9 protein-coding genes and 1 pseudogene are annotated in these 11,181 nt (G+C 61.1%); 9 read left to right on the forward strand and 1 reads right to left on the reverse strand.

The features are described 5' to 3' along the window. From B7449_RS16665 to B7449_RS16700, 9 genes are all read left to right on the forward strand, one after another. The coding region (locus B7449_RS16665) for a putative PEP-binding protein (protein ID WP_048883866.1) at window positions 1–822 on the forward strand (822 nt) is incomplete at its 5' end. A gap of 76 nt (window positions 823–898) precedes the next feature. Next, on the forward strand, window positions 899–1,771 hold the full coding sequence (locus tag B7449_RS16670) for a pyruvate, water dikinase regulatory protein (protein ID WP_039735284.1): 873 nt from the start codon (window positions 899–901) through the stop codon (window positions 1,769–1,771). A 603-nt stretch (window positions 1,772–2,374) separates the two neighbouring features. Beyond that, window positions 2,375–3,715, forward strand: coding sequence for a B12-binding domain-containing radical SAM protein (locus tag B7449_RS16675; protein ID WP_039735263.1), 1,341 nt, complete (start codon window positions 2,375–2,377; stop codon window positions 3,713–3,715). 52 nt (window positions 3,716–3,767) lie between these two features. Then, a complete protein-coding gene (locus tag B7449_RS16680; RefSeq protein ID WP_039735264.1) occupies window positions 3,768–5,447 on the forward strand; it encodes an alpha-keto acid decarboxylase family protein in 1,680 nt (559 codons plus the stop codon). Between the two features lie 473 nt (window positions 5,448–5,920). Further along, window positions 5,921–6,052: a hypothetical protein gene (locus B7449_RS23580; RefSeq protein WP_010513177.1), complete on the forward strand. Its 132-nt coding sequence runs from the start codon at window positions 5,921–5,923 to the stop codon at window positions 6,050–6,052. A 163-nt stretch (window positions 6,053–6,215) separates the two neighbouring features. After that, complete coding sequence (locus B7449_RS16685) at window positions 6,216–6,764, forward strand: hypothetical protein (RefSeq protein ID WP_373321513.1); 549 nt, start codon at window positions 6,216–6,218, stop codon at window positions 6,762–6,764. 203 nt (window positions 6,765–6,967) lie between these two features. Continuing rightward, complete coding sequence (locus B7449_RS16690) at window positions 6,968–8,227, forward strand: MFS transporter (RefSeq protein ID WP_148431380.1); 1,260 nt, start codon at window positions 6,968–6,970, stop codon at window positions 8,225–8,227. Window positions 8,228–8,295: 68 nt separating this feature from the next. Beyond that, on the forward strand, window positions 8,296–9,546 hold the full coding sequence (locus B7449_RS16695; RefSeq protein ID WP_039735287.1) for an acyl-CoA dehydrogenase family protein: 1,251 nt from the start codon (window positions 8,296–8,298) through the stop codon (window positions 9,544–9,546). A 77-nt stretch (window positions 9,547–9,623) separates the two neighbouring features. Next, window positions 9,624–10,628 carry an asparaginase gene (locus B7449_RS16700; RefSeq protein ID WP_039735265.1) on the forward strand — a complete coding sequence of 335 codons (1,005 nt, stop codon included), beginning with the start codon at window positions 9,624–9,626 and terminating at the stop codon, window positions 10,626–10,628. Window positions 10,629–10,711: 83 nt separating this feature from the next. On the opposite strand, the pseudogene B7449_RS16705 reads toward B7449_RS16700, so the two are convergent. Then, a pseudogene (locus B7449_RS16705) lies at window positions 10,712–11,181 on the reverse strand (hypothetical protein); the annotation flags it as partial.

An 11,181-nucleotide genomic window follows, 5' to 3' on the forward strand; every position in this document is an offset into this window, starting at 1 on the left:
ATGGCGGGGCTGCCGGTTACGGTGCGCCTGCTGGACCCGCCGTTGCATGAATTCCTGCCGCATGCCGAGGCCGAGATGGCCGAAGTGGCGAATGCGCTGGGTAAAAGCGTTGACGACGTGCGCGCGCGCTGCGCCGCGCTGGCTGAAACCAACCCGATGCTGGGCCACCGTGGCTGCCGCCTTGGCCTGACCAGCCCGGAAATCTATGCCATGCAGGTCCGTGCGCTGATTCAGGCGGCGGTTATGGTGGAAAAGGAACTGGGCAAGCCGATCCGTCCGGAAATCATGATCCCGCTGGTCGCAACGCAGGCGGAACTGGCCACCACCCGTCGTGCTGCGGAAGATGAGATCGCACGCGTGCTGAAGGAAGAGGGAACCAACCTCAACTACTATATCGGCACGATGATCGAACTGCCCCGCGCGGCGCTGCAGGCGGACAAAATCGCGGAATATGCCGATTTCTTCTCGTTCGGGACAAACGACCTGACGCAGACGGCATTCGGCCTGTCACGTGATGATGCGGGGTCGTTCCTGCCGTACTATGTCGATCATGGCCTGCTGCCGCGCGACCCGTTCGTGTCCATTGACCGCGATGGCGTGGGCGCGCTGGTCCGCCTTGGGGTGGAACGCGGGCGGCAGACATGCCCGGACCTGAAGCTGGGCATCTGTGGCGAACATGGTGGCGACCCGGATTCCATCGCGTTCTTTGATGAAGTCGGGCTGGACTATGTTTCGTGCTCGCCCTTCCGCGTGCCGGTTGCCCGCCTTGCGGCGGCACAGGCCGCACTGGCCACGCGACAGAAAGCGGGCCAGACGGCCTGATATCAGGCCTTCCGTCAGTTTCAACATACGGAAATGGCGCCCTGCCTGAAGGCGGGGCGCCATGTCAGGCAGGGCCATGGGCGAAATTATCCTGCATCTTGTATCCGAAGCGACGGGGCAGGCGCTGGAAGCAGTCATGCGGGCCTGTAGCGCGCAGTTCCAGTCCGCGGCATTTTCCCCGCGGAACTGGAACCTGATCCGCACGCGCGTGCAGGTGGCGCGCGTGCTGTCTGGAATCGGGGATGAACCGGGGCCGGTACTGTCCTCGCTCACCTCCCCGGATCTGCAGAACATGTTGCGCATGGGGTGTGCGCGCATGGGGGTGCAGGTCAAGAATATCCTTGATGGCACCATCCATTTCCTGGAACAGCAGACCGGGATCGTGGCGGAACGCCACCCCGGCGGCCAGTATGTAATGGATGATACCTATCGCCGACGGATCGAGGCGATGCAGTACGTCATTGCCCATGATGACGGGCAGAAGACGACAGACCTGACAAAGGCGGACGTGGTTCTTGTCGGTGTCTCGCGCACATCCAAGACCCCGACATGCTTCTATCTTGCCAATCGTGGCATCCGGGCGGCCAATATCCCGCTGGTGCCCCATGCGCCCCTGCCGGTCGGGCTGCAGGATTTTCCCGGCCTTGTGGTCGGATTGACGATTGACCCCTATACACTGCTGGAAATCCGGCGTTCGCGCGTGGGGATGATGCTGCCGGGCCGGTCGATGGCTGCCCCGGGTATGTCTGCCTCCTCCGTCAGACCTTATATTGATCCGCAGAATGTGCAGGAAGAACTGCAATGGGCACGGCGGTTGTGCGCGCGCCATAAATGGCCTGTCATAAACGTGACCCACCGCTCGGTAGAGGAAACGGCCGCCGCCATTATCGATATGCTGGAGCATGATGGCGTGACCGGCGGTCAGACGAATACCGATCTGCCTGAATAGGTGGTTCCGGCACTCTGCGTGGGACTCGTCCTGCGTATTCAGGGCAGGTTGTGGCGAAGCTGTTTTAAAACGCTTCAGAAGTAGCCGCCTTGGCTGGCTGTTGCGCCAAATGCGTCAGCCAGCATGCCTGTCCAGGCAATGGGCCGGGTCGCAGCACTGTAATCCATCCGGCACCTTAAAAACTGACGGAATCATGATGGCAGCGTGCCTGCATGGTCATGGCTGTTCGATCCGGTGCGGGCTGTCATGGCGTGGGCGGCTGTTCCCCATCGTACGGGCGTATGCAGACCTGCCGTCATTTCCCCTCGGGCCGCGCCAGACATGCAGCAGGCTTAAATCAGATATGTGTATCTTTTCAGTTGTTATGAAGAGAAAAATAATAGTTACAAACTGTAAAAATAATAATCAAGTAATAAAAGTAAAACATAAATAAATAATCATGCAATTTTTTGATATGTGAAATGTGCGTATTCTATACAAACATGAATGATTAGGTGCTGTTTATTTCGTGCAGTGGACATGTGGGACAAAAAACGTACGATATGAGAAAGAGTTATTTATCAGGATATTCCTTACCACATCCGGGTCCATAAGAGCTGAAGCATGTCCAAGACAGATCTCAAGCTGCTGATTATCCAGCCGTCGCATTACCGGTCCAAGACCGACCGGACCATTTTCAAGACCAGGCGACGGCAGATGGTACCGCTTGCGCTGCCATATCTTGCGGCGCTGACGCCACGGGAATGGACCGTCACCCTGCTTGACGAACAGCTTGAAGATATCGACTTCGACGTGCCGGTGGACGTGGTCGCCCTGTCGGCCTGGACGCTGCATTCCCCGCGCGCCTATGACATAGCGGCTGAATTCCGCCGCCGTGGGGTCAAGGTCATCATGGGTGGCCCGCATGCCTTCTTCTATGCCGATGAAGCCGCCGAACACTGCGATGCCGTAGGCGTGGGCGAAGCCGAGCCGATCTGGAAGACAATGCTGGAGGACGCCGCCGCCGATCGCCTGCAGAAAATCTATCGCGCCGCCCCGCTGAAGGAACTCAACGATCTGCCGCCGCCGCGGTACGACCTGCTGGACCTGAAGAAATTCGGTCCCTTCCGCACGTTTGCGGTGCAGTCCTCACGCGGGTGTCCGTTCGTGTGTGATTTCTGTTCGGAGCGCTTCTACCTTGGCGGGCGTTACCGCTGGCGGCCGGTGGACCAGATGGTGGCCGAACTGGAGCGGATCAAGAACAAGGGCAGCCACTTCTTCTTCGGTGAAAGTAATTTCGGCGGCAAGAAAAGCCGCGCGATGGAACTGATGGAAGGCCTGGTGCCGCTAAAGATCCGCTGGTCCACGCTGTGGTCGTCCAACCTGTGCCTTGATACCGGTTTCCTTGACCTGGCGCAGCGCAGCGGCGTGATGCATGTGAATATCGGCATCGAAAGCATTGATGAAGACATGCTGCAGGGCATGAAGAAGGGCTGGAACAAGGCCAGCCGTTATGGCGAGATGTTTGATAACCTGCGCAGGCGCGACATCAGCTACTCGCTCAACTTCATCTTCGGGTATGATGATGAACACCCCGATGTCTATAACGCGACCCTGTCCTTTCTTGAGGCGCACAAGGTTCCGGCGGCCTATTTCAACATCCTGACCCCGACCAAGGGAACGGCGCTGTTTGAACGGATGAAAAAGGCGGGCCGGATCATCGACCCCGAGGATATCGACCGCTGGCCCGGGCAGGTCTGCCATATCTGGCCCAAGAACTGCACGCCCGGCCAGATGGAACAGCGGATCCAGACCATGTACCGCAAATTCTACAGCATGCGCTCCATGGTGCACCGCCTGCCATTCCCCCGCACGCGGTCGGACATGTCATCGTGGATACTGAACCTGACCGAACGCCGCATGGCCTTTTCATCCACCGGAAACAATGATTTTGATATCTATTGAATCCGGTCCAGCCAATTCAGGCCGGGCGGCAACAGGTTAGGGAAAAGACGGCATGCGCGGATCAATCGGAAGTATGCTGCTGGACCGGCTCCGGCATATCGGTGTTTCGCGTATTTATGGTGTTCCCGGCGACTACAATCTCGAGTTCCTTGAACTGATCGAACGCACGCCCGGCATTGCGTTCATCGGCACCTGCAATGAACTCAATGCCGCCTATGCCGCGGATGGCGATGCCCGGATGACCGGTATCGGGGCCGTGCTGGTGACCTATGGCGTGGGGGATCTGTCCGCGCTGTCCGCCGTGGCGGGCGCTGCTGCGGAAGGCGTGCCGGTGGTGGTGATTTCGGGCATGCCGCCCCTGCATGCCGTCCAGTCGCGGGCACTGGTGCATCACACGCTTGCCGATGGCGACTATGATAATGTCATGGCCTGTTACCGGCAGTTCACCGCAGCCAGCGCCCGGTTGCAGCCTGCCACGGCCGTGATGGAAACAGATCGGGTGCTGCATGCCGTGCAGACGCTGAAGCGTCCGGTCTATATCCAGTTCCCCTCTGACATCTGCTACGTTGATGTGGATGTGCCGGCTCCGTCACCGGTGTCTGTCACGTCGGACCCCGGACTGCTGGCGCAGGCGGCGCAATGGGTCGTGCAGCGCCTTGCGCAGGCGCGCCAGCCCGTTGTGCTGGTGGATGCCATGGTGCGCCAGTACGGACTGCATGACCGCGTCGTGCGACTGTGCACGCAGTACGGCATTCCTTATGCGGCCCTGTCCACCGCCCGCACGCTACTGCCGGAATCCGGGCCGCTGTGGCTGGGCCAGTATGGGGGGCAGGCATCCGCCCCCGGTGTGGCGGATTATGTGAAAGGGGCGGACTGCGTCATCGGGCTGGGCGTCAGGTTTGTCGATTCCACCTCCGGTTATTTCTCACAGGACCTGCAGCCGGGCGCGCTGGTTGACGTGCAGCCATTCAGCCTGAACTGTGATGGCAGGAACATGCAGGGCATGACTGCCGCCGACCTGCTTGACGCGGTGGAACAGGCCCTGAAGGACAGGCCGCCCGCGCACCTGTCGCGTCCGGCGGTCCGGCCCGATCCTGCTGCGCCAGTGTCGTCTGAGGCGCAGCCCTGGGGGCAGGCGGTCTTCTGGGATCGGGCGGAAGCCTTCCTGCGCCCGGGTGATATTGTGGGCGCCGATAACGGGTCGTCCATGGTGGCGATGCTGCATGCCCGCCTGCCCGCCGGGTGCAGCCTGCTGGTGCAACCGGTCTGGGCGGCGATCGGCTATTCACTGCCCGCAAGCCTCGGGGCCTGCCTGGCCATGCCGGACCGGCGGCATGTGCTGTTTATTGGCGACGGGTCATTCCAGATGACGGCACAGGAACTGTCCACTCTGCTGCGGCACCGCTGCAATATCACGATCTTTCTGGTCAATAACGGTGGTTATACCATCGAACGGATGATCCTTGGTCCGCAGGCTGCCTATAACGATGTCGCCAACTGGAATTATGCCGACCTGCCTGCTGCGATGGGGGGCGACATGGCCGCCGTGCTGTCGCTGAAGGCCGGTGACGTATCCGCGCTGGATAACGCGCTGGCGCAGGCGGAACGGCATGAAGGACTTGCCTTTATCGAGGTCGGCTTCGCCCCCATGGATGCACCCGCTGGACTGGCGGCGATGGGGCAGGCGGTACGGCGCTACGATTATGGACTCGAAACCCCTGAATTGCCGTGATGGACAGCAGGCAAGGTCATTTTCGGATTAATGAAGAATGACCTGTTTTTAGGCTGGACGGGAGGGATGATGCAGGCTATTGAAAATACGACTGTTTTTTCGGTCCGCTCTTTTGCAGCGGCGACCGGTCGCCTCCCGGCCTGTATGGTAGACGGCGGAACATAGCAAACCGACATCACGAAAACGTGAAGTAGTGCGGTTAAATTCTAGGCATTTGCATAAATTTTAACCGGCCTTATCCGTCCGATGGCAGACCCTGAAAAGGTTCTGCCATTTTTTGTGGCATATTCCCAGAAGTGTCCGGAATAGATAAATGATATTCCGGTTCGTTTGGGTATTTATTGGACAGTTATAATATTTTCATCATGTAATGACCGGTAAAACGCGCTTCGTCAGTATGTGATTTCTATTGCGAGTATTTCGGTTCTGGTGTTCCTTCCGGTTCATCAACTCGACACCAGAGGAACCGAGAAATGTTTATTGAAAACATCAATACCATGATTGCCCACTCCGTGAACGCCATGTCTTCCCTGACCATGGTTGCATTCCTGCCCATGATCGCTGCCCTGATGATCGCAACCATCGTGTCCGATCGCGCTGCCTGAGCACGGGGGTTTCTGTCCTGATACCCCTGCAGCCGGAATTCCCACGCCAATGTGGGAATGGCCGGCGGCCAGCAGGCGATAGTGAATAAAATGGGTCAGGCGCTTCGGCGTCTTTTTTTATGCCTGTAGGATGGGCCGGATCCCTTCCTTTTTTCATGAAGGCATGATGATGGCCCTGATTGATGATGTGTTACCTGTTTTTACGTTCCGGGAACGCCATGCCCTGCCCATCCGTGCCCCGGATGGCGCTATCATGCAGTGTGTCAGCCGTTATCGTGCCAGGCATGATCCCCTGGTCCGTCTTGCCATCACCATGCGCGAAAAGCCCGCGCGCCTGCTGGGCCTGTCGCAGCGCAGGATGCTGGACCTGGATGATTTCACGCTCCTTGGCCGCGTGGGTGACAGGGAAGTGGTCATGGGCCTGACCGGCGCGTTCTGGCGTCTGGATTACGGTCTGCTTGATATTGCATCGCGTGCGGATTTCATGGCCTGCCAGCGCACGGATGTCTGCAGGCTGGCCATGGGGTTCGCGGTGGAACCTGCCCATGCAGGCCACTCCCTGCTGGTGACCGAGACACGGGTCTTCTGTCCCACATCCGCCATGCGGCGGCGTTTCGCGCCGTACTGGTATCTGATCCGTCCCGTCAGTGGCCTGATCCGGCGGCGCATGCTGGCTGCCATAAGGAAACAGGCCGAACATCCGGCACGATGAAACGGGGCGGGTGGGATTGGTGCGGCACGGGGCCGGATCTTCGCACCTTTTTTTGACAAAATATGACACGGGCCGGGAACAGGAAACGTTTTTCGCCTTTTATGGCCATTCATCCGGGAATGGGCAGGATAAGGACACGCCCCGGCAGGCTTGTAGCCAGTCCGGCATGGGTGTATCGGCCACAAAAGTAACAGCGTGCAACAGTGCGCTTTTTTATTTTTGTCCAGAGCATATGCATGACTGATACAATCACCATCGCGCGTGAAAGCGTACGTGCGCCCGTGCAGCCGTCCGGGCACCCCGGCGTGATCTTCTTCATTCTGGCGATGGGGGGATTTGCCATCGGCACGGCCGAATTCGCGGCCATGAGCCTTGTGCCCATGATTTCGGCAGGCATGCATGTCACCGTGCCTGAAGCAGGCCATGCGATCGAGGCCTACGCCGCCGGTGTATGCGTCGGCGCGCCGCTGATCGCCATGCTGGGTGCGAAATGCAGCCGCAAACACCTGCTGATCGGCATGCTGGTCCTGTATGTGATCGGCAATGGGCTGACCGCTGTTGCCCCCAATTACCTGTGCCTGCTGCTGTGCCGGTTCATAAGCGGCCTGCCGCATGGCGCGTATTTCGGCACGGCGGGTATTGTCGCATCCTCGCTGGTGCCGGAAAACCGGCGTACGCAGGCGGTGGCAAGGGTCGTGCTGGGCCTGACCATCGCCACCATTGGCGGTGTGCCCATGGCCAACGGGATTGGCCTGCTGGTGGGCTGGCGCTGGGCCTTCGTGCTGATCGCGGCGCTTGCGCTGTGCACCCTGCTGCTGATCATGCGTTTTGTGCCGGCCGACCCGCCGCGCCCCAATGCCAGTGCGATGACCGAGATCCGCGCCCTGCGCAACCGGCAGGTCTGGCTGACACTGGGGATTGGCGTCGTGGGGTTCGGGGGCATTTTCTGCGTCTATACCTACCTTGCCTCCATCCTGCAGGAAGTTACCCATGCCCCTGCCTACATGACGCCGGTCATGCTGGCGGTGTTTGGCGTGGGCATGACGGTGGGCACCATGGCATGCGCATGGGCGGCGGACCGCAAGATGATGCCGACCATTGGTGGCACGCTGCTGGTCAATGCGGCGGCCCTGGCCGGTTTTCCCGGTTCGGTGCATTCCGTGTGGGGTATGATGCCGATCGTGTTCATGATCGGCTGTGGCGGCGGGCTTGGCACCGTGATCCAGTCGCGCCTGCTGAGTGTGGCCGTTGACGCGCAGGCGCTGGCGGCAGCAATGAACCAGAGCGCATTCAACATGGCCAATGCGATTGGCCCGATGCTGGGTGGCATGGCGATCAGCGCGGGGCTGGGCTGGGAATCCGTAGGCTGGGTCGGGAGTTGCCTGGCCATGGGCGGGTTCGTGATCTGGCTGCTGACGCTAAGCGACATACGCGCCGCCGCCCGCAGGCAGGCCGGGGGCTGACCTGATGGGGCAGGGTGGTTGATGCCCTGTCCCATCACGCCTATCTGTTTCCCATGACGGATGCATCAGTGCAGGACACCCTGCTGCCACCCCTGCTGCGTGACCTGTTTCCCGCGCGGCAGGTTCACGGGGCGGTGGGGAGGGTCATGCTGCGGGTGCAGCACGTGCTTGATACCGAAATCGCCGCGGGGGCTGCAGGCCGTGACCGCGCGGGGGGCTATCCCCATCAGGCAATGGCGGCGCTGAAGGCGACCGGCATCCTTGCGCTGGCCGTGCCATGCGCATGGGGCGGGTTGGGCATGGCGCAGGATCTGTCGCTGGAACTCATGCTGCGGATTGCCGTGGCTGATCCGGCGGTGGCCCAGATCTACAAGGTACATGACGATCTGGTGCGCGAGATATTTGCCTGTGCGCCGCCTGACCTGCGCCAACGTCTGGCGCATCGGATCGTGCAGGATCACGCCATTCTGGGCATGGCGGTGGCGGAAAACGGGCGCACGGCGGATGGATTCCTGCAGACGCTGGCGCGGCCCTGCCCCAATGGCACGCATGCCCTGTCCGGGCGCAAGATCTATGCCACCGGCGCGTCCGGCGCGGATCTGGTGGCAGTGTCGTCGTTCGATCCCGTGCGGGCGCAGCAGGCGGGGTCCATCCGCGCGGGCGTGCGCATGGACCTTGTGCCGCATGACGCGCCCGGACTTGTCTTTCATCATGACTGGGACCGCATGGGCCAGCGCGCGACGGATTCCGGCACCGTGACGCTGGAGGATGTAAAGGTGAAGGACCAGTGGAATGCGCTGGACCCCGATGCCGTGCTGCCCCTGCATGTTGCCCTGCGGTTTCAGGCCGGTTTCAGCGCCATCCTGACCGGTATCGGCATCGGGGCGTTGCGTGCGGTCTGTGCCTTCGTGCCCGAACGCGCCCGGCCATGGGGTGCGGCAGGCGTGGACAGTGCGGATCAGGACCCGTATGTGCGTCGCCTGCTGGGTGAAATCGGGGCAGACCTGTTCGCTGCCTATTGCAGCGTGATGCATGCGGGCACGATGCTGGACCGGTATGAAGGCGGGCAGGCATCACGCAATGCAGCCGCCATGGCGGCCAGTGCAGCCCGGTCGGTCGCCACGCGCGCGGCCCTGCGGGCGGCGGCGGATGCACCCGCTGCGGCAGGCGCACGGGGTACGGATGCGGTCAATGGACTGGACCGGTACTGGCGCGATGCCCGGACGCTGTCGCTGCATGATCCGGTGGACTGGAAAAACGCCGAAATCGGGCGTCATCTGCTGACGGGCTGGGAACCGGAACCGGGTCTGTATCAGTAATCCGGTTTAGGGTCGTGTTTGACAGGTTCATGCCTGCGTGATTGATCGCGGGCAGGATACGATCAGGGGAAAGTCAGATGAAGCGACCCGTCATTGCCATTATCTCGACCGGGGGCACCATTGCCCGGCAGTCCACGGACCCACGTGATACGGTCGATTACGCGGAAATCGGTGCAAGCATCGGGGGCGGCGATCTGCTGGCCGCGCTGCCCGATGCCGTGCGGGCGCGTTTCGAGGTGCGCGACATTCCCTTTTCCTGTTGCGACAGTGTGGAGATGACGCCTGCCCGGTGGCTGCAACTGGCCCGATGTATCAACGACACCATCGCGACCCAGCCGGATCTGGATGGGGTTGTCATCACGCACGGAACATCTTCGCTGGAGGAAGCGGCCTGTTTCCTTGACCTTGTGCTGGATGTGCCCTGTCCCGTGGTGGTCGTGGGCGCACAACGTCCCGCCAGCGCCATCAGCGCCGACGGCCCGGCCAACCTGTATGCCGCGCTGGAAGTGGCGTCATGCCCCGGGGCAGCCGGGCGCGGCGTGCTGGTGGTGGCCAATAACGAAATCCATGCAGCACAGGAAGTAACCAAGGCGTCTACCTACCAGCTTGAAACCTTCCGGTCCCCCGATTTCGGTCCGTTGGGCATGATTGAGGCCAATCGTGTATTTTTCGGGCGTGCTCCGGGTTACCGCCGCCATGTGGGCTGGCCGGGGGAGGGTGACGTCCGGGATGACGACATACCGCGCGTGGATATTGCCTACAGCCATGCGGGTGCGGATGGCGTGGGCATACGCGCCTTTGTGGCAGCGGGGACACGTGGCATTATTTCGGCGGGCATGCTGCCCGGCATGTGCACCCCTGCGGAAAATGTGGCGCTGGATGAGGCCGTGGCGCGCGGTGTCGTGGTGGTGCAGGGCAGTAGCGGGTATTGCGGCGGCGTGGTGCGCCGACATGAATTACGCCAGCGTGGTATTCTGGCGACCGGTCACATGCGGCCACGGCAGGCCCGTATTCTGCTGGTCCTTGCGCTGATGACCGGAAAGAACGCGGATGCCATACAGGCATTGTACGACATGCCCTGAAACACCGTTCCGGAAGAAAGATGGCCCTGGTGGCGCTTTGTCCGGAAAGCGTCAGGGGATGTCGTCATCTGGAAAAGGCGGCATCAGAACACGCTGTTGAAGGCGACCTGCGGTGAAATGACCTGTCCGGTGTTATGCCCCGCAAACATTGCGGTGACACCGGCAATGACGCCAAAACGGGGAGACCAGTTATATTCGATCGCGGGGGCGATGACCCAGTCACCCGATGCCTGCCCCAGAATGTTCTGGTATTTTCCCTGTGCGTTATATCCCCGCACCACGGACCCGTTGGCCCAGTCGCGGGCCAGATCCATGGCGATCACCCATTTCTGGTTGACGCCATATTCCAGTGAAAAGCCGCTTTCCCCATACATGCCCGGATGCGCCAGCCCGCGGAACCCGGCGGAGGTGCCATAACTGCTGACATCGGCAATATGGGCCTGCGTCAGCGCGCGGCGGAACGTGCCCCACATGCGCAGGCGCAGTTCATGGTGGCCGGGCAGGGTGTAGGTAATCATCCGGCGAGAGACGCGGGCGTATTCAGGCGGCGATG

The sequence above is a fragment of the Komagataeibacter intermedius TF2 genome (assembly GCF_000964425.1).
Classification (GTDB): domain Bacteria; phylum Pseudomonadota; class Alphaproteobacteria; order Acetobacterales; family Acetobacteraceae; genus Komagataeibacter; species Komagataeibacter intermedius.

What these genes read in the sequence shown, in the direction of transcription:
- B7449_RS16670 (WP_039735284.1), top strand. Translation starts at nt 899, where the DNA reads ATGGGCGAAATTATCCTGCATCTTGTATCCGAAGCGACGGGGCAGGCG.
- B7449_RS16675 (WP_039735263.1), top strand. Translation starts at nt 2,375, where the DNA reads ATGTCCAAGACAGATCTCAAGCTGCTGATTATCCAGCCGTCGCATTAC.
- B7449_RS16680 (WP_039735264.1), top strand. Translation starts at nt 3,768, where the DNA reads ATGCGCGGATCAATCGGAAGTATGCTGCTGGACCGGCTCCGGCATATC.
- B7449_RS23580 (WP_010513177.1), top strand. Translation starts at nt 5,921, where the DNA reads ATGTTTATTGAAAACATCAATACCATGATTGCCCACTCCGTGAACGCC.
- B7449_RS16685 (WP_373321513.1), top strand. Translation starts at nt 6,216, where the DNA reads ATGATGATGGCCCTGATTGATGATGTGTTACCTGTTTTTACGTTCCGG.
- B7449_RS16700 (WP_039735265.1), top strand. Translation starts at nt 9,624, where the DNA reads ATGAAGCGACCCGTCATTGCCATTATCTCGACCGGGGGCACCATTGCC.